The sequence below is a fragment of the Acetobacter sp. AN02 genome (assembly GCF_029759835.1).
Lineage (GTDB): Bacteria > Pseudomonadota > Alphaproteobacteria > Acetobacterales > Acetobacteraceae > Acetobacter.
Genome location: NZ_JAJJND010000001.1, coordinates 14,774 through 36,920 on the forward strand (window position 1 = coordinate 14,774; position 22,147 = coordinate 36,920).

18 protein-coding genes and 1 tRNA gene are annotated in these 22,147 nt (G+C 62.0%); 14 read left to right on the forward strand and 5 right to left on the reverse strand.

Features of this window, described 5'->3' with window-relative positions; all coding sequences use genetic code 11:
- The 3 genes from LOC54_RS00090 to acnA are packed head-to-tail and all read right to left on the reverse strand — an operon-like array spanning position 1 to position 5,022.
- Complete coding sequence (locus LOC54_RS00090) at positions 1-1,509, reverse strand: ABC transporter substrate-binding protein/permease (RefSeq protein WP_279311776.1); 1,509 nt, start codon at positions 1,507-1,509, stop codon at positions 1-3.
- Positions 1,506-2,357 (reverse strand): amino acid ABC transporter ATP-binding protein, encoded by an 852-nt coding sequence (locus LOC54_RS00095; RefSeq protein ID WP_279311777.1) that lies wholly within the window; start codon positions 2,355-2,357, stop codon positions 1,506-1,508. The genes LOC54_RS00090 and LOC54_RS00095 overlap by 4 nt, the downstream gene beginning before the upstream one ends.
- On the reverse strand, positions 2,326-5,022 hold the full coding sequence (gene acnA / locus LOC54_RS00100; RefSeq protein WP_279311778.1) for an aconitate hydratase AcnA: 2,697 nt from the start codon (positions 5,020-5,022) through the stop codon (positions 2,326-2,328). Before acnA ends, LOC54_RS00095 begins: the two co-directional genes overlap by 32 nt.
- A gap of 238 nt (positions 5,023-5,260) precedes the next feature.
- Between acnA and ccmA the strand changes: the two genes are divergently transcribed.
- Positions 5,261-5,920: a heme ABC exporter ATP-binding protein CcmA gene (ccmA, locus tag LOC54_RS00105; RefSeq protein ID WP_279311820.1), complete on the forward strand. Its 660-nt coding sequence runs from the start codon at positions 5,261-5,263 to the stop codon at positions 5,918-5,920.
- A gap of 5 nt (positions 5,921-5,925) precedes the next feature.
- Positions 5,926-6,591 carry a heme exporter protein CcmB gene (gene ccmB / locus LOC54_RS00110; protein WP_279311821.1) on the forward strand — a complete coding sequence of 222 codons (666 nt, stop codon included), beginning with the start codon at positions 5,926-5,928 and terminating at the stop codon, positions 6,589-6,591.
- A gap of 30 nt (positions 6,592-6,621) precedes the next feature.
- Here the strand turns inward: ccmB and LOC54_RS00115 are convergent, their stop codons facing one another.
- Entirely contained in the window at positions 6,622-7,482 is an 861-nt protein-coding gene (locus tag LOC54_RS00115) for a zinc metallopeptidase (protein ID WP_279311779.1), read from the reverse strand.
- A gap of 275 nt (positions 7,483-7,757) precedes the next feature.
- On the opposite strand from LOC54_RS00115, the gene LOC54_RS00120 reads away from it, so the two are divergent.
- The 8 genes from LOC54_RS00120 to LOC54_RS00155 all read left to right on the forward strand — a co-directional run bounded on the left by LOC54_RS00120 (position 7,758) and on the right by LOC54_RS00155 (position 15,802).
- Positions 7,758-8,954 (forward strand): aspartate aminotransferase family protein, encoded by a 1,197-nt coding sequence (locus tag LOC54_RS00120; protein ID WP_279311780.1) that lies wholly within the window; start codon positions 7,758-7,760, stop codon positions 8,952-8,954.
- Positions 8,951-9,958 carry an ornithine carbamoyltransferase gene (gene argF, locus LOC54_RS00125; protein ID WP_279311781.1) on the forward strand — a complete coding sequence of 336 codons (1,008 nt, stop codon included), beginning with the start codon at positions 8,951-8,953 and terminating at the stop codon, positions 9,956-9,958. Before LOC54_RS00120 ends, argF begins: the two co-directional genes overlap by 4 nt.
- Positions 9,958-10,284: a hypothetical protein gene (locus LOC54_RS00130; protein WP_279311782.1), complete on the forward strand. Its 327-nt coding sequence runs from the start codon at positions 9,958-9,960 to the stop codon at positions 10,282-10,284. The genes argF and LOC54_RS00130 overlap by 1 nt, the downstream gene beginning before the upstream one ends.
- 279 nt (positions 10,285-10,563) lie before the next feature.
- Positions 10,564-11,529, forward strand: a complete 966-nt coding sequence (locus LOC54_RS00135; protein ID WP_279311783.1) for an Hsp33 family molecular chaperone HslO — start codon at positions 10,564-10,566, stop codon at positions 11,527-11,529.
- Positions 11,522-12,508: a hypothetical protein gene (locus LOC54_RS00140; protein WP_279311784.1), complete on the forward strand. Its 987-nt coding sequence runs from the start codon at positions 11,522-11,524 to the stop codon at positions 12,506-12,508. Before LOC54_RS00135 ends, LOC54_RS00140 begins: the two co-directional genes overlap by 8 nt.
- A 14-nt stretch (positions 12,509-12,522) precedes the next feature.
- A complete protein-coding gene (locus LOC54_RS00145; protein ID WP_279311785.1) occupies positions 12,523-13,389 on the forward strand; it encodes a hypothetical protein in 867 nt (288 codons plus the stop codon).
- Between the two features lie 47 nt (positions 13,390-13,436).
- Positions 13,437-13,682: a hypothetical protein gene (locus LOC54_RS00150; protein ID WP_279311786.1), complete on the forward strand. Its 246-nt coding sequence runs from the start codon at positions 13,437-13,439 to the stop codon at positions 13,680-13,682.
- A 74-nt stretch (positions 13,683-13,756) separates the two neighbouring features.
- Complete coding sequence (locus LOC54_RS00155) at positions 13,757-15,802, forward strand: NAD(+) synthase (protein ID WP_279311822.1); 2,046 nt, start codon at positions 13,757-13,759, stop codon at positions 15,800-15,802.
- A 30-nt stretch (positions 15,803-15,832) separates the two neighbouring features.
- Here the strand turns inward: LOC54_RS00155 and LOC54_RS00160 are convergent, their stop codons facing one another.
- The gene (locus LOC54_RS00160; protein WP_279311787.1) at positions 15,833-16,594 is read right to left on the reverse strand and encodes a squalene/phytoene synthase family protein; all 762 of its coding nucleotides are present in this window, start codon (positions 16,592-16,594) and stop codon (positions 15,833-15,835) included.
- 153 nt (positions 16,595-16,747) lie between these two features.
- Here LOC54_RS00160 and LOC54_RS00165 point away from each other — a divergent pair, with 153 nt between their 5' ends.
- From LOC54_RS00165 to ilvD, 4 genes are all read left to right on the forward strand, one after another.
- Entirely contained in the window at positions 16,748-17,356 is a 609-nt protein-coding gene (locus tag LOC54_RS00165; protein ID WP_279311788.1) for a superoxide dismutase, read from the forward strand.
- Between the two features lie 102 nt (positions 17,357-17,458).
- Positions 17,459-17,548 (forward strand) — tRNA-Ser (locus LOC54_RS00170).
- A gap of 494 nt (positions 17,549-18,042) precedes the next feature.
- Positions 18,043-20,193 (forward strand): TonB-dependent receptor, encoded by a 2,151-nt coding sequence (locus tag LOC54_RS00175; RefSeq protein WP_408740262.1) that lies wholly within the window; start codon positions 18,043-18,045, stop codon positions 20,191-20,193.
- 87 nt (positions 20,194-20,280) lie between these two features.
- Positions 20,281-22,134: a dihydroxy-acid dehydratase gene (gene ilvD / locus LOC54_RS00180; RefSeq protein ID WP_279311790.1), complete on the forward strand. Its 1,854-nt coding sequence runs from the start codon at positions 20,281-20,283 to the stop codon at positions 22,132-22,134.
- Positions 22,135-22,147: the final 13 nt, after the last annotated feature.

The window sequence follows — 22,147 nt, forward strand, 5'->3', positions numbered from 1 at the left end:
TCAGTTCCGGACGGAGCGGCGTTCGCTGACGGCCAGGCGGCGTTCGGCCATTTTTGCAAGCCGGACGAACGGCAGCCCCAGCAGCAGATAGGCCGCACCGACCATCAGCCCCGTCCCGAAATAGTCGAAATAGGTTGAGGACAGGCGCACATAGGTCTGGCTCAGCTCCGTCAGCGTGATGATGGAAACCAGAGAGGAGTCCTTGAGCAGGGAGATGAAATCATTGGTCATCACCGGCACGACGACACGGAAGGCCTGCGGCACCACCACGTAGCGCAGGGCCTGAGTGTGCGTCATGTTCAGGGCCGTGGCCGCTTCCATCTGCCCGCGGGCAACGGACTGAAGCCCGGCCCGGTAATTCTCCGCCTCATAGGCCGCATAGTTCAGCCCCAGACCAAGTACGCCCGCCACAAAGGGAGACAGGCGGACGCCGATCGCCGGAAGCCCGTAGAAGATGAACAGGATCTGGATCAGCAGAGGCGTGCCGCGCACGACCTCGATATAAAGCCCGGCCAGAAGACCGGCCCATCCCGGGCCATAGCGGCGCAGAAGCGCCAGGATCATGCCGAGCAGCACGGCAAGGCACATGGCGCAGGCGGAAACCGCAAGCGTCATCAGTGCGCCCCGGAAGATCAGAGGCAGGAACCCGACATAGCGCTCCATCCGCGCCTTCATGCCCTGGCTCTTGCGGATGGCATTCAGATATCGCGTCCACTCATCAGGGCTGATTGCCGGTTCCGCATGATCGCCCGTCCATTCGGCCATCTCCGGCGTCCAGAGATTCCAGCGCGCGAGAATCCGGTGCAGGGAACCGTCCCGGACCATGGACTCAATGGCGGCGTCCATCTTCTGCCGCAGCAGCACGTTGGCCCCTTTACGGAAGGCGATCCCGTAGGACAGCTGCCCCACGGGAGGCCCCACGAGGCGCAGCATGGGATCGGCCTCTCCATAATACAGCGCGATGGGGCCATCGATCAGCACGGCATCCAGACGCCCGTCCCTCAGATCAGCAAAGACATTGGATTCCTCGTCATAGGTCCGCAGGGTGACGTCCGCGCGCTCACGCAGCATGCGCTCGGCCAGCGTGTCCTTCAGTGTCCCGATGGTATGCCCGCCAAGACGCTCGAACGAGTCCAGCCCGGCCTGGTCACGCCGGACCACGATACGCTCTGACGTGACATAGTACGGCTTGCTGAAATCGAGCGCCTCCATATGCTCGGGCGTCATTTCGATGCCGTCGATCACCATCTCGTAGAAACCGCGCTGGAGGCCGGGGATCAGGCCGTCCCAGTCGTTCTGCACGAATTCGGTATCCCTACCGATACGCCGGCCCAGCTCCGTGACGATATCATTCTCGAACCCGGCCATACGGCTCTGATCCGCCGGATCGTGAAAGAGATAGGGCACGTTGGACGTGCCGTCAGAGGCCCAGCGTACCGGGGCGGACCATCCCGCGGCAGGCAGCAGGCTGGCAAGACACAGGGCCAGCCGGATCAGAAAGGAGATCATCGCAGGGAAGAGCCCAGAAAGGCGCGGGTGCGCGGGTCTGTGGGGTTGTCCCACATCAGATCCGGATCACCGCTTTCCACGATCCCGCCTCCTTCCATGAATACGGTGCGGTCCGAGGCGGCACGGGCAAACCGCATATCGTGCGTTACGACGATCTGCGTCATCCCCTCCTCGTCCAGTGCCCGCATCACGCCGAGCACCTCCTCGGACATGCGGGGATCGAGGGCCGAGGTCGGCTCGTCATACAGCATCACCTCGGGCCGCATCGCGAGCGCACGGGCAATCGCGGCGCGCTGCTGCTGCCCGCCTGAAAGCGTGCCGGGATAGCGCAGGGCCGCCGCACCGAGCCCGACCTTGTCGAGCAGGTCTCTCGCCTCCGCCTCCGCCACCGGGGCCGAGGTCCGTTTGACGACGCGGGGTGCGAGCATGACGTTGTCCAGCACCGTGCGGTGGGGAAACAGGTTGAAGGACTGGAACACCATCCCGACATGCGCCCGGAGCTGATGAGCCTGGGCCTCGTCCTTTGCTTTCCACGGCCCGCGGTTCCGGCGGATCGTGTCATCGGCGATCGTGACGACGCCGTCATCGGGAATCTCAAGAAAATTCAGGCAGCGCAGGAAGGTTGATTTCCCGCAGCCGGACGGGCCGATGATGGAGATCAGCTCACCGCGCATGACGCTGAGGGAGACATCGCGCAGGACGACATGGCCGTCGAACGCCTTGCTGATATTTTCGGCCCGGAGAACCGTCTCAACGGAAAATGCCGGCCCGGGAGACCCCGGACCGGCATTCTGATCATCAGACTGTAGAATGATCTCAGGCAGCTTTGAGCATCCCGCGAAGAACATACTGGAGGATGCCACCATGCCGGTAATATTCGACCTCATCCAGAGTATCGATACGGCAGAGCAGCGGAACCTCGTCCTTCTTACCATCAGCGCGGGTGATGACAAGGGTCACGTCCATGCGCGGCGTGATTTTGTCCAGACCGACAATGTCCAGAACCTCGTCACCCTTGAGCCCGAGGGTCTCGCGGGTCGTGCCCTCCTTGAACAGCAGCGGCAGAACGCCCATGCCGACCAGGTTGGAACGGTGGATACGCTCGAAGCTCTCCGCGATCACGGCCTTGATGCCAAGCAGCAGGGTGCCTTTTGCGGCCCAGTCACGGGAAGAGCCCATGCCGTATTCCTTGCCGCCGATAACGACGAGGGGCGTGTTCTCTTTCTGATACTGCATGGCCACATCGTAGATGAAGCCCTGCTTGCCGTCCGGGAAGTGCTTCGAATAGCCGCCTTCCGTGCCGGGGCACATCTCATTCCTGATGCGGATATTGGCAAACGTGCCGCGTACCATGATGCGGTCGTTACCACGGCGTGAACCGTAGGAGTTGAAGTCCTTCGGCTCCACACCGTGCTCGATCAGATACTTGCCCGCGGGCGAGTCCTTCTTGATCGAACCGGCCGGAGAGATGTGGTCGGTCGTGATGTTGTCACCAAGCAGCGCAAGGATGCGTGCACCCTTGACGTTGCCGCTGGCCGCACCCGGCTCAGCCGTCATATCCTTGAAATACGGCGGGTCCTGCACGTAGGTGGATTTCGGATCCCATTTATAGGTCTCCGAACCGGTCACGACGTTCAGATCCTGCCATTCCTTCGGCCCTTTGGAGGCCTTGGAGTAGCGCTCGATGAACTGCTCACGGGTGATCGCGGTGCCGATCAGCTCCGCAATCTCGTGGTTCGTCGGCCAGATATCCTTCAGATAGACCGGCTTGCCGTCTCTGGACGTGCCGAGCGGCTCTGTCGTGATATCCTTACGCATCGTGCCGAGGATGGAGTAGGCCACCACCAGCGGCGGGCTCGCGAGGTAGTTCGCACGGACGTTGGGGGAGATACGCCCCTCGAAGTTACGGTTACCGGACAGGACCGACACCGCGACCAGCTTGTTGTTCTCGATCGCGTCGACGATGTTATCGGCGAGCGGACCGGAGTTACCGATGCAGGTCGTGCAGCCGTAGCCGACCGTGTTGAAGCCCAGCGCGTCGAGATCTTCCTGCAGCCCGGCACGGTTCAGATAATCCGTGACGACCCGGGAGCCGGGTGCGAGGGATGTCTTGACCCAGGGTTTCGGAGAGAGACCGAGCGCACGGGCCTTGCGAGCCACGAGACCGGCAGCGATCAGAACCGCAGGGTTGGACGTGTTCGTGCAGGAGGTGATGGCGGCGATCACGACATCACCGTTGGTGATCTCGTAATTCGTTCCGGCAACCTTCGCCTTCTTGTCCACATCAGCAGCCGGAACGCCGAGACCTGCGGTCAGCTCCTTGCCGAATGCGGTGGTCGCATCCTTGAGGGACACGCGGTCCTGCGGGCGCTTCGGTCCGGCGAGGGAAGGTACGACGGTGGAGAGGTCAAGTTCCAGCGTGTCGGTAAAGACCGGCTCCGGCGTCTCCGCCGTGCGGAACATGCCCTGCGCCTTGTAGTATTCCTCAACCAGGCGGATGCGGTGTGCGTCACGGCCTGTCTGATGCAGATACTCCAGCGTCAGCTTGTCGACCGGGAAGAAGCCGCAGGTCGCACCGTATTCCGGAGCCATGTTGGCAATGGTCGCACGGTCCGCAACCGGCAGATGGTCGAGGGCGGGACCGAAGAACTCGACGAACTTGCCGACAACGCCCTTCTTGCGCAGCATCTGCGTGACGGTCAGCACGAGATCGGTCGCGGTCGCGCCTTCCGGCAGCTTGCCCGTCAGACGGAAGCCGATCACGTCGGGGATCAGCATGGCAATCGGCTGGCCGAGCATGGCAGCCTCAGCCTCGATCCCGCCGACACCCCAGCCCAGAACGCCAAGGCCGTTGACCATGGTCGTGTGGGAGTCCGTGCCGAACAGCGTGTCGGGATAGACATAGTCCTTCCCGCCGACGGCGGCGGTCCAGGCAACCTGTGCGATATATTCGAGGTTCACCTGATGGCAGATGCCGGTATCGGGCGGAACCACCGAGAAATTCTCGAACGCTTCCTGGCCCCAGCGCAGGAAGGCATAGCGCTCGGCATTACGCTCGAACTCGATAGTGATGTTCTTCTGCAGCGCATCCGGCGTGCCGTAGACATCGACCATGACCGAGTGATCGATCACGAGGTTCACCGGAACGAGCGGATTCACCTTGTCCGGGTTGCCCTTGAGCTGCACGATGCCGTCGCGCATCGCAGCAAGGTCCACAACACCCGGAACACCGGTGAAGTCCTGCATGAGGATACGGGACGGCTTGAAGGGAACTTCCTTCGCGCTGGAGCCCTTCGGCAGCCATCCGGCGATGGATTTCGCGTCATCCTGAGTATAGGAGCGGCCATCCTCAAAGCGCAGGATGTTTTCCAGCAGCACCTTCAGGCTGACCGGCAGGCGGCTGACATCGCCGATCGTCTTTTCCGCCTCGGGTATGGAGAAATAGTGGTACGTCTTGCCGTCAACCTTGAGCTCGCGCCCGGTTTTCAGGGAATCATGCCCAACCGTCTTCATCACATTATCCTTTCACGACCACAGCATAAGCTGGTGCGTCGAACCGGCCGGGGATGCAGCGCCTCTGCTCCCCTCTCCGGAGAGATTCCCCGGCCTCTCTCAGGGCGGCCGGGTTGATCTCTGATCGGCGTCAGAACATACCAGGGCGTGCCCGTGGGACAAGCCGCGCGCCGGTTACGACATCGCGAGCAGCCGGAAAAGCACGGATGCCCGTGGTCACAAATCAGGGAACTGCGTCATTTTCACCCATTCCGCCCCTCCTGAACGCTTGCAATGCCGGAATCTGTCCGTTTTACGCGGTGACCGACTCGTGCTTGATAACGTCTCTTTCACGCTTCGTGCCGGAGAGGCCATGCTGCTCACCGGACCCAACGGTGCAGGAAAATCCACCCTGCTGAGGACGCTTGCCGGGCTCAGAAGGCCGGACGGGGGCCGGATTCTGTGGGATGACGAGGACATGACAGAGGACCGCACGGCGCATGGCCGCAGGATCGGCTGGCTTGGTCATCAGGATGCGCTCAAGCCCGGCCTGACCCTGCTGGAAAATCTCAGACTGAGCGCGAACGGTGCAAAACCTGAGGCCGCTCTGCGGGCCTTTGATCTGGACTCCCTGGCCGACCTGCCTGCCCGGATGCTGTCGGCAGGACAGAAACGGCGCTCCGCGCTGGCCCGCGTTCTGCTGGCCGATGCACCGCTCTGGCTTCTGGATGAGCCGAGCGTCGGACTGGATCAGGTCTCTGTCGGGCAGCTCGGCGTCGCGATGGCCGCGCACCGCGCACAGGGCGGGATCGTGATCGCCACCACCCATGTTCCGCTTCCGCTGGCCGGAGCCATCCCTTTTTCTCTGGCGGGGTCTCCGGCTGATTCTCCGGCGGAAACCGGAGAATACGTAGCGTGAGTGCCATGCGGATTTTTACAGGAGTGATCGGCCGGGATCTGCGCCTGGCGCTCCGGCACGGGGCAGACACGCTGGGAGCCGCTCTTTTCTTCGTTCTCACCGGGGCGCTGTTTCCCCTGGCGCTTGGCCCCTCGCCGGAACTTCTGGCGCGGATGGCTCCGGGAGTGATCTGGGTCTGTGCGCTGCTGGCAGCCCTTCTGCCGCTGGACCGTCTGTTCGGTGCGGAGCAGGAAGACGGCTCCCTGGATCAGCTGATGCTGCTTGGCCTTCCGCCCTCCCTGATCGGCCTGGCCAAGATGACGGCACACTGGCTGACGACCGGGCTGCCGGTTCTGCTGGCCTCCATACCGATGGCGATCATGCTCGGGCTGCCCGCCGCAACGCTGCCGGTTCTGCTGGCCGGGCTTCTTCCGGGCACCCTGGTTCTGTCGCTGGCCGGTGGAATGGCGGCCTCCGTCGTTCTGGGCGCGCGGCGGGGCGGCGTGCTCCTGCCTCTGCTGGTTCTGCCGCTGATCACACCCGCACTGATCTTCGGGGCTGCGGCTGTTGACAGCGCACGCAGCGGTCTGAACTGGGTGCCGGATCTTGAGCTGCTCTGGGCGTTCCTCGCCGGTGCCCTGCCGCTGTGCCCGCTTGCCGCAGGAGCCGGACTGAGGGCAGCGACGGAATAGGGTCTGACATGGCGCGGATGGCGGCGGCCTTCAGAGGGATGATGCGGAAAACGTGTCGCACTGTCCGATGTCGCCACTGTCCAGGCCACGCCGGAACCAGCGCGCCCGCTGCGCGGAGGTGCCGTGCGTGAAACTGTCCGGCACGGCATAGCCCTGTGCCTGTTTCTGCAGCCGGTCATCGCCGACGGCCGCCGCCGCATTCATGCTGTTCTCGACATCCCCGCTTTCCAGAATACCCCGCGCCTGATCTGCCCGCCGCGCCCAGACGCCGGCAAGACAGTCCGCCTGCAGCTCGGTTCGCACGGATGATCCGGCAGCCCCCGCACTGCTGCCCGCATGCCTGAGAATCCCCAGCTCATCCTGAACATGATGCCCCACCTCATGCGCGATGACATAGGCCTGCGCCGCATTCCCGCGCGCACCGAGGTGGTTCTGAAGCTCCTGAAAAAACGCCAGATCGAGATAGATCTTCTGATCCGCCGGGCAGTAGAACGGCCCTGACACCGTCTGTGCAAAACCGCAGCCCGACTGCGTGCGTCCCGTGAACAGAACAAGCCCCGGATCGTGATAGGTCCGGTTCATCTGGCGGAAATAGCTGCCCCAGACATCCTCCGTGGATGCCAGAACCCGTGCCGTAAACTGCCGTCCGGCATCGTCCGCAGGTGCACCGCCTGAAGAGGACGACGCCTGCTGCGCGGGCGCGGAACTATGCGGGGATTCCAACATGTCCAGAAAATTCATCACGATCCGCGGATCGACCCCGAAATACATCGCGCCCAGAATCAGCAGGATTCCGCCAATCCCGCCCACACGAAATCCACGCCCTCCGCCGCCTCCGGCCCCGCGCCGGTCCTCGATATTCCCGCTTTCCCGCTCATCATCCAGACGCATCGGTCCCGTATCCCGTTCTCCGGCCCCGTTCCCCCGGGGCTCATGTCATTCTTCGAAAGGACATCATGCCTTCCGCTGAGAGATTCTGACAGATGCATCCTGCGCCAGGTGCATGACTGAGGCATGACGACGACGGCGGAAAGGACGAAAAAGGGGTTTACTTGCCGGAGAATCTGCCTCCATCATGATGCTGGAATGGGAGTACCCGTTCCGTCCGGCGGACAGCCCCGTCCCCGGTCCCGACAGACCGCTTTTCCTGAAGAAGTCCTCCTGACATGATCCCCGCCCTTATGCCCGTTTTCAACCGTGCCGATCTCGCCTTTGCGCGGGGCGACGGCGCCTGGCTGACGACGACGGACGGACGACGATTCCTGGACTTCGCGGCGGGCATCGCTTCCTGCTCGGTCGGACATGCCAACCCGCACCTCGTTGCCGCCATCGCGGAGCAGGCCGGACGGGTGATGCATGTCTCCAACCTGTTCCGCATCCCCGAAGCCGAGAGCCTGGCCGAACGCCTGGTTGCCGCCAGCTTTGCGGACAGCGTGTTCTTCTGCAATTCCGGAGCGGAGGCGAATGAGGGCCTGATCAAGGCCATCCGCCGCGCCCAGGCCGGAAACGGCCATCCGGAGCGCACGCGCATCCTGTGCTTTGACGGCGCTTTTCATGGCCGCACCCTGGCCACGCTCGCGGCGACCGGCAATCCGACCTATCTCGAAGGCTTCGGAGAGGTTGCTCCGGGCTTCGATCACGTCCCGTTCGGCAATATGAACGCCGTGCGCGATGCCATCACTGCGGAAACCGCCGGAATCCTGATCGAGCCGATCCAGGGAGAAAGCGGCATCAGGCCCGCCGATATGCGCTTCCTGCAGGAACTGCGTGCCGTCTGTGATGAATTCGGGCTATTCTTGGGCTTCGATGAGGTCCAGACCGGAATCGGACGGACCGGAAAGCTGTTCGCGCATGAATGGGCCGGAACGGAGCCGGATATCTGCTCTTCCGCAAAAGGTCTTGGCGGCGGCTTCCCGATCGGTGCGATCCTGGCGAAGGAGGAGGTTGCAAAATATCTCACACCCGGATCGCACGGCTCGACATTCGGCGGAAATCCGCTGGCCTGCGCGGCTGCCGGTGCCGTTCTGGACATTATCCTCGCTCCGGGATTTCTGGAGCAGGTCCGCACACGCGCCGCCATCCTGGATGAGGGACTGGATGCCCTTCTCCGCGACTTCCCGGAGGTGTTCACCGAACGCCGTGGTCTGGGCCTGCTGATCGGCATGCGCTGTGCCGTCCCTGCGGGAGACGTCGTTACGGCCCTGCGCGAGCACGGTATGCTGGCCGTCACGGCAGGGGACAACGTGCTCCGTCTGGTTCCGCCCCTGACCCTGACGGAGGAAGACTGCACCCGTGCCCTGCTGCTGCTGCGCGAGACGGCACGGGCCGTCCCTGCAAGGACGCCCGAAGGAGCCGCAGCATGAGCGCCGTCCTGACAGATATCCGCGCCGCGACGGCAGGCTCCGCAACAGCCCCGCGCCACTTCCTCAATATCCGTGACCTGGATGCCACGACGCTGCGTCAGATCCTGGATGTCGCCGCAGGTGTGAAAGCCATGCAGCAGGGCCGCCGTCGTCCGCTGCATCCTGCCGCACCGCTGGCCGGACGGACTCTCGGCATCCTGCTCTCCAAACCCTCAACCCGGACGCGCGTATCGTTCGAGGTCGGCGTGCGGCAGCTTGGCGGGGATGCCGTCATCCTGACCTCCGCGGAAACGCAGCTCGGGCGCGGGGAGTCGGTTGCCGATACCGCGCGTGTTCTTTCGCGCTTCGTGGATGCCCTGGTGCTCCGGACGGGCCGCACCGCGGCTCTGGAGGATCTGGCGAAATGGAGCTCCGTCCCGGTCATCAACGGTCTGACGCCGGACTCCCATCCGGTGCAGATTCTTGCGGATATCATGACGTTCGAGGAGCATCGCGGACCGATCGGCGGCCGGACGGTCGCCTGGATCGGAGACGGCAATAACGTCGCATCCTCCCTGATAGAGGCCGCAGCCCGTTTCGGCTTCCGCCTGCGCCTGGCCACCCCGCCCTCTCTGGCTCCGTCAGAACGGGTCGTGGCCTGGGCCCGCGCGGAAGGGGCCGACATCACCCTGACGGATGATCCGCGTGAGGCCGTCGCCGGAGCCGACTGCGTCGTGACCGACACATGGGTCAGCATGTCGGATGAGGATGCAGCCGAGCGCATCATCCTGCTGGAGCCGTACCGCGTCGATACGGCCCTGATGGCCCGGGCCGCACCGGATGCGCTGTTCATGCACTGCCTGCCCGCCCATATCGGGGAGGAAGTCACGGCAGAGGTGTTTGAAAGCAGGGCCTCCGTCGTGTTCGACGAGGCCGAAAACCGCCTTCACGCCCAGAAGGGCCTGCTGATCTGGGCCCTGTGCGGTGATGCCTGGCAGACATACGGACAGGAAGGAGAACGCTGATGCCAGACTCTGAAAAGTCACGTTTCATACAGGCCGAACAGCCGGGAGCCACAGAGGAAGGTCCGGCCGCCCCCGGATGGCTGGAAGACAGCGTGGCGCGTGCCTTCGCGACCCTGCCTGCGACTGTCCCGTCCTCTGTCAGGAATACCTATATCGACTGCCTGGCGTCCGTCCGGCGCGGCTCGGATGTGGAAGGGACCTGGAACGCCTGTCAGGCCGGTGTCATGCGCGCCCTGGCTTCCGTGCCGGAGCTGACGGATGACCAGAGGGAAACCTTCCGTCTCCTGCTGGAGAAAATTGAAAGCGATCTGGGCGCCGAACTGTAACCTGTTCCCCCGGATACGGCGCGGGAAAAGATGACATTCCTCGTGGTCAGGGCAGCCGGTCATCTGTGGGCACGGGGTGCACCGGCCTGACCTGGCTGTCAGCGGAATATTCAGATTGCGGTCCCATATACTCGCCACTACTATGGAGCAGGATCGCAAAGCAGGAGACCGGGAAGACGAGGTGGGCCTGCGGACAGAATTGAGGACCGGTTTGCAGCTCATCATCAGTACAGAGGTTGCGGTGTCCGCAGGACACTCCAGAAGAAAGGAAGGGCTCGCATGATCGCCACCCCCGCTTTCCTCGACGGCAGCCGGCCCGACGTTCCGGATCTGGTCGTCACCCAGGGCGTGACACCCTTCTATCTCGATAACCAGCCCGTCCGCGGGCGCCTGGTGCGTCCCGGCGTGCTGACGGATGCGCTGCTGTCGCGCCATGACAATCCCTATGTGATCTCCGCGCTTGCGGGCAAAGCCCTGGCGCTGGTCGGGGGACTGGCCTCGGCCCTGAAATTCCAGGGGTCCTTCTCCCTGCAGATCCGGGGCGACGGCCCCGTCAGTATGGTTGTGGCGGACTGCACGGATGACGGTGCGCTGCGGTTTTACGTGCGGCACGACGAGGAAGAACTGGAGCAGCTTCTGGGCGAGATCACCAGCCCCACGGATCGTGATCTGGTCGGCTCGGGCTATATGGCTCTGACTGTAGATCAGGGTCCGGAAACGGAACGCCACCAGGGTATCGTGGAGATCACCGGAGACGATCTGGCCGAAATGGCCATGCATTATTTCGAGACGTCCGAACAGCACAGCGTGTTCATCCGGCTGGCCTCCGCCATGACCGACAGCGGATGGCGGACCGGCGGGCTGATCATGGAGAAAATCGCCGCCGAAGGCGGTGTGGTGGCAGAGCACATCACCGGGGAAACCTCTCCTGAAGGGGATGAAGCCTGGGAGACGGCCCTGATGCTTGCCCGCACGCTCACGGGGGCGGAACTGCTCGACGACAACCTGTCCTCTTCCGCGCTGCTCTATCGCCTGTTTCACGAACAGGAGCTCTGCCTTGGTCATGACCGGGCCCTGGCCTACGGATGCCGCTGCTCCCGCGCCCGACTGGCCGGAGTTCTCGGAGGGTTCTCGGAGGACGATCTCGATCACATGACGGAATGCGATACCATCACCATGACGTGTGAGTTCTGCAATGTCAGCTTCCGCTTCGACCGCGACGAGATCAGTACCGCCCGTGGCTGACGCAGGGATCGCAGCCGGAGAGGGCTTTCCGGACGTCATCCGCGACGGACGCCGCATCACGCGGACGGAAGAGGGCTGGCACCTGACCGGTGTGGTCCGGTGTCTCCGCCCGCTGACTGTCCTGAGTTTCCGGCACGAGGACGGCCTGCACGAAGCCTGCTGGTTCACCGGCCCGGACGGAGAGCTGCGTGCCACCGGTTTCGAGCAGCTGCCGAGACAGGATCAGGCAGAACTGCAGGAAAGCGCCACCGCGCTGTTCGTTCTGCTGGCACGGGACATTCTCATCAGTGTCTACCCTTCTCCGCCGGAGGATGCCTGGCAGCTTGCGGCCCTGTCTCCGGCCCTGCGGCTGAAACTGCTCTATCACTGGCTGTCCACCTTCCCCGCGCCGGAGATCCGGACCGGGCTGCCGGCTGAGGGATTCCGCCAGCCGCGTCCCTCGCAGGCAGAGCAGGTCGTCTCGCCTGAGCGCCTGCGGGTTCTGCTTGCCGCACCGCATGGAGTGGCCGAGAATGAGCCGCTCGTTGTGCTGTCCCCGTTCTCGGACACGCTCGTCTCCGGAGCCGAGGTTCTCGATGACGGGGAGATGCGGCTGTGGCGTTTCGCGGATCGCCGGGCGGGAAGTGTCTTTTTCCTCGGGGCCGTTCTCCCGCAATACAGTCCGGGATCACGGTTCACTCTGTTCTATTCCCCGCTCGCTTCCACCGTGTTCCTGTTCAGAACCGGAAATGATGAGCCGTTCGAGCCGGATCCGGATCTTGTGCGGATCGGCCAGTCCGTTCCCGGGCGTCTGTGCATCGCTACGGCAGCCAGCCCGTCCCTTTGCAATCAGCCCGTTCCTGCCGATAAGGCCGTGTCCGGACTGGCCGGAATGTCCCTGATCGGGCAGGTCTCCCGGCTTAAACCGGACACGGCCGCTTCCGGCCCGCTGACTGACGACCTTAATCTGCCCGCGGTCTTCGCCGGACGACAGACATGAGAGGATATATCGGCATGAAGAGTCCGGCGTCACATCGCCCGCGGAAGATCGGGCGGAAGATCGGCCTGCTGACCGGCGGCCTTCTCATCCTCGCCGCCTGTGGCGATGATCACCCTGCCGAGGTCTTCCCACCCTATCAGTTCGCGGATTCCGGGCAGATTCATCTCAACGCGGCCACGCTGGACGTGCATAACGACATCACGCCCGGCTCCGTGCCCGGCGATATTTCGGAACGCGCGCCCATCTCCCCGGTTTCTGCCCTGCATCAGCTTGCCTATGAGCGGCTCGCCGCCTCCGGCGCGTCCGGGACGGCCGTTTTCAATATCCGTCGTGCCAGTATTCTGCACGATGCCGGAGGCATGCTGCACGGGGAAATGGACGTCCGCCTGTCCCTGACCTCCGCCGACGGACAGAGCTCCGGCCAGGCTGAGGCCCATGTCACGCGCAACATGCTGCCTCCCATGACGGATGGCGATACGGACTCACCCGCCGCGCTGTACAATCTGACGAAGCAGATGACGGATGATATGAACACGGAGCTGGAGACACAGATCCGTCATCATCTGTCGCACTGGCTGGTCGATGCGGGCGGAACGCCGACAGGTGCGGCCATTGAGTCCAGCACTCTCACTCCCCCTGACGGCAGCAAGGCCGCAACGGCAGCCGGAACCGGAACGGTGGCGGCATCTGAGGCAGCCACGCCGGACAGCACGCCGCCGGCAGATACACCGGCCGCCACAGCCGCACCCGCCAGCCAGGAGCCGGATGCGATCTTCCCGACCGGGCTCGGCAGTTCCGGAAGCGATGCGGCTCCGGTGAAAAAAATGTCCCCTCCCGCCGGTGTGCTGAAACTGCCTGCAAAAACATCCTCGCCCGGTTAACCCGATATCAGGATATTCCTGCCACGGTCGTGGCAGGAGGATATCTGATGACAACGCTTCCAGCCCATCTCGGCAGTACCGGCCAGGCGCTGCTTACGCTCCGCCAGTCTTCCGCGCGCACGGCAGACTCCCCGGCCTCTCTCGCCGCAACCGGCGTGGCCGTTTCCGGCGGACACTCAAAAGGCCACTCTTTCGCCGCCATGATCGACGCGACAGGTCACGTCACCATGCAGCAGCCCCATGAGAAGGGACACAAGACGGAAGACTCCGCCGGAGCCAGTCTGTTCGGCTGACGCAGGGGTCGTCTGGTCTTCGCGCAACTCCGGACTATACTGCCCCGCAGAATTCCGGTTTGCGCGAGGTCTCCATGCGGGAGTTTCATTCCCTCTTCCGTCACGGGTTTGCCCGTGTTGCCGCCTGCACCCTGCCTGCCTCTCTGGCGGACCCGCACAGCGCGGCCACAGGAATAGCGGAGGTCGTCCGGACATGTTCGGATCAGGGGGCGGTCATTGCCGTCTTCCCGGAACTCTGCCTGTCCGGCTACGCCATCGACGATCTGCGCCAGCAGGATGTCCTGCTTGACGCCGTCAGGGACGCCCTTATCCGGCTTGCGGCCGAAACTGCAGACTGCCTGCCCCTCTTCTTTGTCGGCGCGCCTCTGTGCCACGGAGATGCCCTGTATAACTGCGCCGTCGCCATCCATCGCGGCCGGATCATCGGCGTGGTGCCCAAATCCTTCCTGCCCGGCTACCGCGAATTCTACGAGAACCGGCAGTTTACTGCAGGAGCAGGGCTGACCGGAGAAGTCCTCCGTATCGGAGATCATCAGGATATTCCCTTCGGAACGGATATTCTTTTCGAGGCCTCCGACATTCCTGGTCTCGTGATCGGCACCGAAATCTGTGAGGATATCTGGGTACCGGACCCGCCCTCCACACGCCTGGCCCTGTCCGGCGCGACCGTTATCGCCAATCTGTCGGCAAGCAACATCACGGTCGGCAAGGCGGAGGAGCGCGATCTCCTGTGCCGTTCCCACTCCGCGCGCTGTCACCTGACCTATCTCTATGCGGCTGCCGGAGAAGGCGAATCGACAACGGACGTCGCCTGGGACGGGCAGGTCAGTATTTTCGAAAACGGAAAATGCCTCGCCGCAACGGACCGGTTCCCTTCCGGACCACGGATTGCTTTTGCCGATACGGATCTTGACCTGCTGCGTCAGGAAAGACTGCGGATGACAAGCTTCGCGGCCACGGCAGACGCATATGGCCTTCCTCCCGTACGCCGCATCTCACTGACATTCGATCCTCCGGTCCTCTCCGATCTGCGCCGTGCCATTCCGCGCTTTCCGTTCGTTCCTGAAGATCCCGGGCGTCTGGCTCTGGACTGCTATGAAGCCTGTACGATTCAGGTCTCCGCCCTCAAGCAGAGGCTGAAAGCCAGCAGGAGCCGGACCCTGGTCATCGGTGTCTCCGGCGGTCTGGACTCCACGCATGCCCTGCTGGTTGCCGTCCGCGCGGCAGAGGAGCTGGGCCTCGGACGAGAGGCCGTACTCGGCTTCACGATGCCCGGTTTCGGCACCAGCGATACGACGAAATCCCTGGCGCATGAGCTGATGCGCTCGCTGGGCGTGACGGCTGCCGAACTCGACATCCGGCCCACAGCGCTCAGAATGCTGGAGGAAATGGGACATCCCTACGCAAAAGGGGAGCCGGTCTACGATATCACCTTCGAGAATGTGCAGGCCGGACTGCGAACCGACTTCCTTTTCCGGATCGCCAACCAGAAAAACGGAATTGTGATCGGCACGGGAGACCTTTCGGAACTGGCGCTCGGCTGGTGCACTTATGGTGTCGGTGACCAGATGGCACATTACAACGTCAATTCCGGCCTGCCGAAAACACTGATCCAGCATCTGATCCGCTGGTTCATCTCTTCCGGCCGTTTTTCAGACACGACCGCCCGCGTCCTGCGGGAGATCCTGTCCTGCGAAATCTCACCCGAGCTGATCCCTGCCGGACCGGACGGGGTGCAGAGCACGGAGGCGACGATCGGCCCCTACGCTCTGCATGATTTTTTCCTGTTCTACGTACTGCGCTATGGCTTCCGGCCCTCCAGGATTGCCTGGCTGGCTGAACACGCCTGGGGAAAGATCACGGAAGAAGGCTGGCCGCCGGAATTCCCGGAAAAAGACCGCAGATCCTGGACTCTTGCCGAGATCCGGCACTGGCTGAAAATCTTTCTGCAGCGCTATTTCACAACCAGTCAGTTCAAACGCTCAGCCATGCCGAACGGCCCTAAAATCGTCGCCGGTGGTGCCTTATCCCCTCGCGGGGACTGGCGCGCGCCGTCAGACGGCAATGCCCGGATCTGGCTTGATGAACTGGAGAGCAATGTTCCGACGGGAGAGGATTGAGGAACGTCCCCGCGCGCAGAAGCATTGCCATCAGAAACGTGAGCGCAGCCCTGCAAAACCGAGTGCCAGCCTGTCTCCCAGCCCGCGTGCGGCCTCTCCCGTGACCGGCTTCCGCTTCAAGTCACGCCGGGCCAGGACACGCGGAAGCGCGGCGGGGCCATGTGCCGCAGTCGCATCACGCAGAAACGCTTTTCCCTGTTCACGCAGCCAGGAAGCTGCCTCCGGCGTCGCCTCCCCGGAGCTGAATCTTTCGGGCAGCGCACGCCGGCCTGAGCGCAGTACGGCCGGAAGATGCCGCAGCAGACTGCCGGTTCCGTAAGCCGCTCCCGCAGCTTCCAGCCCGGCGAGGGTCGCCTCATCCGTCACACCGCAAAGCTCCCCCATGGCACGCTGCAGCCCTCCCGGACCGCAACGCATGGAGCGCAGCCAGGCCTCATCATCGGACAGGCCTGAAAGCTCTGCCTCGCGAGCATCCAGCACGCCCTGCAGGGTCCGACCGGAAACCTGCCCTCCGTCCAGAAGCTCCGAAAGCGGAGAAGCCACCTCATGCGTGAATCGCGCACCGCCGATAATGTCGCGCCACCACTGCAGACGGATATATCCCGCAAGTGGCCCCGCAACCTCCGAAGAGACCGCAGGCGCCAGGGCACGCGTAATCTCATGATTGAACGCAATCAGAACGAATGCGCCCCGGCGGGCAGGCTCGGACAGGAACATGGCGCAGAAAAACCTGTCCGGATCGCTGAGCCGTGCGATATTCTGGCAGATATCTGTGAACTCACCGGATGTCATGACGTTGTCTCTCTATACGAAACACCCGGCATGTCATAGGGCTGTGAAGTCCTGCTCCCTTGACGCCTGAGCACAGGGTCCATAGCTGTTTGATCTGGCAAGTCTTATGATCCGCCACAACAGAGCCTGATTTCAAGAATGAAGGAGAAAGCCATGGCTTTCGAACTCCCAGCCCTCCCGTTTTCCTACAATGCTCTCGGCGCGAAAGGCATGTGCCAGGAAACGCTCGAACTGCACCACGACAAGCATCATCAGGCCTACGTGACGGCTCTGAACGGCTTCGTTGAGGCAAAGCCGGAACTTCAGGGCAAATCCCTGGACGAGATCATCCTGGCCGTGAAGGGTGATGCATCCCAGGCTCCGGTGTTCAACAATGCCGGTCAGCACTGGAATCACATCCTGTTCTGGCAGAACCTGTCCCCGAACGGCGGCTCCATTCCGGGCACGCTTGAGTCCAAGATCAAGGCCGATTTCGGCAGCGTCGAGACGTTTAAGGACGAATTCAAGAAGGCCGCCACGACGCAGTTCGGCTCCGGCTGGGCCTGGCTCGTTCTGACGTCATCCGGCAAGCTTGCCGTCACGAAAACGGCGAACGGCTCCAACCCGCTGGCCGAAGGTCAGGGAACCGCGCTGCTCGGTCTGGACGTGTGGGAACACGCCTACTACCTGGATTTCCGCAACCGTCGTCCGGATTACATCACCAACTATCTGGATCGCCTGGCAAACTACGAGTTCGCCGAGGCCCAGCTCAGCGCAGCCTGATCTTTCGCGAAAAGGCAGCCCGACAGGCCCGGATCATCCGGGCCTGTTTTCGTTTCGGCTGCTTGTTTTTCCGGGCGGGTCACTTTATGGTGCCGCCACCGCGGAAGGGTGGCCGAGCGGTTTAAGGCACCGGTCTTGAAAACCGGCGTGCGTGTGAGCGTACCGTGGGTTCGAATCCCACCTCTTCCGCCAGTCCTGCTTCAGCAGACATCCATACATCATCATAAAGCGTTGTCGGACTGCGGTTTTTCGCGTTTCTGTTGTCCGCCGTAATGCGGAACAATCCGCATACATCCGGCACGTTTGTGGGTAAAATGTGGGTAAAGCGCTGGCAGAGATGATCGCGCCGAATGATGTGCAGTCTGTCGAACTGCCTCTGCCGCAACCGGAAGGAAGCGGTCTTCAGAACCGTTCCGCAACACTCAAAAACAGTCTTAAAAACCTGAGAAGTGACGGTCTCCGGCCGTTTGGTATGAGCGGTGCGTGCACGCGGGCAGACGGCACATTCTGCCGCAGAATATGATCTTTGTGACTGACCTCACATACTCGTATTGTTATGTTATAACATTTCATATAAGGAGACTTATATTACATGCCAGCAACAGGGTCTTGCCGTGTTTCCGTCACTCAGCCGTCCCGCCCATCTGCTCATTCTCGCCTGCCCGGCTTTCCTCTGCTGCGAGGCGATGGCGCAGACAACGACAGCCCGTTCGGTGTTTGAGGACCAGTCCCCTGACGCGGACGGTGCCAGACCGACTGAGGAACATATTGTCGTAAACGCACGGCTTGATCGCCTGCGTGCGTCCCTGCTTTCCTCTACCGGTGCGACAACATGGCGGTTCAGCCGGAAGGATATTGAAACCATTCCGGGCGGTGATAACGCTCCGCTCAATCAGGTTCTGCTTCAGGCGCCCGGGGTGACGCAGGACAGCTTCGGACAGATTCATGTGCGTGGCGATCATAACGAGGTCCAGTATCGTATCGACGGTGTTCAGCTTCCCGAGGGGATGAGTGTCTTCGGTCAGGCGCTGATGACGCGATTTGCCCATTCAATGGCGCTGACGACCGGAGCACTGCCTGCCCAGTATGGCTTTCTGACTGCAGGAGTCATTGACCTCACGACAAAGAACGGCAGTGCCGATCCGGGTGGTGATGCATCTGTCTACGGAGGCGCGCGGGATTATTTCTTCCCGTCCGCGCAGTATGGAACACATTATAAGAAATGGGATGTTTTTCTGACGGCGGATTTCGTTCATAACCGCGTCGGCGTGGAAAACCCGACCCCGTCTTTCAATGCCATCCACGATCTGAGCAATCAGTACCACTTCCTTGGCCATCTGCGTTATACAATCGACGACAATACCCGCGTCAGCTTCATCGCCGGCGCCTCCAACGCGCAGTATCAGCTTCCGAATAATCCCGGTCAGCAAAGACAGTTTGCGAGTCCGTCCTGGATCGGGAGCGCTCTGTCCGGGCAGCTTTATGGCAGCATGGACAGTGCCTCTCTCAACCAGAGGCAGAAGGAAATTACCGATTTCGGAATTCTGTCCCTTCAGAAGGAGATGGAGAACGTATCGTTCCAGACATCGGTTTTTTCAAGATACAGCTCTTTGGGATATTCGCCTGATATGACCGGCGATCTGATCTATAACGGCATTTCGCAGCACGCGGCCCGGTCGGTCATGTCCACCGGCAGCCAGACGGATTTTACCTGGAAAGCCGCACCGCGCCACACTGTCAGATTCGGTATGCAGGCTTTTATTGAAAGGACTGTTTCAAAATCTGACAGTCTTGTCTATCTCCGGACAGGCACCGATTCTGATGGCGAGCCGGACTATGATGGCAGCACGACGTCGGTTCATGACGGTTCCGGACGGACCGGCTGGATATATGGTCTTTATGCTCAGGATGAGTGGCGGCTGCTCCGTTCCCTTACTCTGAATTACGGCGTGAGATTTGACGGCGTGGACCAGTACACGCACGCGATGCAGGTCAGCCCGCGCCTGAATATCGTCTGGCATCCGTGGAAAAAAACCACGTTCCACGCAGGATATTCCCGCTATTTCACGCCTCCGCCGTTTGAACTGATCGGCGGACAGTCGCTTTCAAAATATGATAACACGTCTGCAGAGTCTGCAAACCTTCAGAATGCGACCGTGCGCGCTGAGCGGGATCATTATTTTGATGCGGGTGTGGCGCAGCAGATCATACCGGGCTGGAACGTATCCTTTGATGCCTATGTCAAACTGGCCAGAAACCTGATCGACGAGGGGCAGTTCGGTTCTCCCGTGATTATGACGGCCTTTAATTACAGGCGCGGTCAGGTGAACGGCTATGAGGTGTCCACCAGCTATGATCGCGGACCGATCGCCCTTTACGGGAATTTCGCGTGGTCACGGGCAATCGGCAAGGACATTGTCAGCGGCCAGTGGAATTTCGATTCTGATGATCTGTCTTACATCAGGGACAGATGGGTGCATCTGGATCATGATCAGCGCTGGACCGCCTCTGCCGGGGCCAGTTACACGGCATTTCGTAAAACAGATCATCCTCTGATGCTCTCTGCCACCATGGTTTACGGCAGCGGCCTGAGGAAGGATTCGACAATCCCCAACGGGGCGTCAGTGCCGCAATACGCTACCTTCAACCTTGCTGTCGTACAGAGTTTCGACCATCTGATTCCGCTTTCCTTCCTCAAACGGACGCAGATCCGTCTGGATGTCACCAATCTTTTTGACCGCAGCTATATGCTGCGCGACGGTAGCGGAATCGGTGTGGGTGCGCCGCAATACGGGCTTCGCCGTACAATCATGACGGGCATTTCCCAGAGATTCTGAGCCGGACGGAGCTGCCCTTTCCCCGCAGGCAATGATGAGCGTATGATCACCGCCCCTTTTCTGTAATATGCGACGAGAACCCTGATCATGCCTGCCTATCGTTCAAGAACCACTACCCACGGACGCAACATGGCGGGCGCACGGAGCCTCTGGCGGGCAACCGGGATGAAGGACGGGGATTTCGGCAAGCCCATCATCGCGGTGGCCAATTCCTTCACACAGTTCGTTCCCGGACATGTGCATCTGAAGGATCTTGGTCAGCTTGTCTGCGGGGCGATCGGAGAGGCTGGTGGCATTGGCCGCGAATTCAACACCATCGCGGTTGATGACGGGATCGCCATGGGCCATGGCGGGATGCTCTACAGCCTGCCTTCACGCGATCTGATTGCGGATGCCGTTGAATATATGGTCAACGCGCATTGTGCTGATGCCCTCGTCTGCATCAGCAACTGCGACAAAATCACGCCGGGTATGCTGATGGCGGCCATGCGCCTGAATATTCCGACGGTTTTCGTCTCCGGAGGTCCGATGGAAGCCGGGCGGCTGAACCAGGACGGGATCGAGCGCCGTGTGGACCTCGTGACGTCCATGGTTGCTGCGGCAAACCCGAATGTGAGCGAGAGCGAAAGCGAGAGCATCGAACGCTCTGCCTGCCCCACATGCGGGTCCTGCTCGGGCATGTTTACCGCCAATTCCATGAACTGCCTGACTGAGGCTCTGGGACTGTCGCTGCCGGGCAATGGCAGCCTGGTCGCGACACATGCGGACCGGCGTGAGCTTTTCCTGAAGGCTGGTCGTCTCGCCGTTGATCTGGCACGCCGATATTATGAAAAGGACGATGCCTCCGTCCTGCCGCGTTCCATTGCCTCACGCGAGGCGTTTGAGAACGCCATGACAGTGGATATCGCAATGGGCGGATCGACCAATACGGTGCTGCATCTCCTGGCTGCCGCACATGAGGGTGAGGTCCGGTTCTCCATGGAGGACATAGACCGTCTTTCCCGCAGGGTGCCGAACCTGTGCAAGGTGTCTCCGTCACGTTCTGACGTGCATATGGAAGACGTACACCGGGCGGGCGGTATTCCGGGCATCATGGGCGAGCTGGACCGGCTTGGTCTGCTGCACCGTGATGCCTGCACGGTGCACAGCGCCTCGGTCTCGGACTCCCTTGCGCGCTGGGATATTGCGGGAACGGGCACCGAAGAGGCCGGGGTCTTTTTCCGGGCGGCACCGGGCGGTGTCCGTACGACAGAGGCGTTCTCTCAGTCCAGCCGGTATAAGGAAGCCGATACGGATCGTGAGAACGGTACCGTTCGCAACGGTGCGCATGCGTTCAGCCAGGATGGCGGGCTTGCCGTGCTGTATGGCAATATTGCCGAGGACGGTGCCATCGTCAAAACGGCTGGTGTTGCCGAGAACATCCTGAAATTCACCGGACCTGCACGTATTTTCGAGAGTCAGGATGATGCGGTCTCGGCCATTCTCGGTGACAGGATCAGGGCGGGCGATGTGGTCGTGATCCGGTATGAGGGGCCCAAAGGCGGTCCCGGCATGCAGGAAATGCTCTATCCCACGAGCTATCTGAAATCGAAGGGGCTGGCTGAGAGCTGCGCGCTCATCACGGATGGCCGTTTCTCCGGCGGCAGTTCGGGACTGTCCATCGGCCATATTTCCCCCGAAGCGGCGGAAGGCGGTGCGATCGGCCTGCTGAAGGATGGCGATATCATCGAGATTGATATTCCGAACCGCGTGCTCCGCACCTCGGTTTCCGATGCCGAACTTTCCGAGCGCCGTCGCGAGATGCAGGATCTGGGGGACAGAGCCTGGCAGCCGGATCGCACACGCACGGTCTCCACGGCCCTGCGCGCGTATGCAGCTCTTACAACCAGCGCCTCACGCGGGGCCGTGCGCGACCTTTCGCAGCTGACACCCCGCCGCTGAGGACCGCACAGGG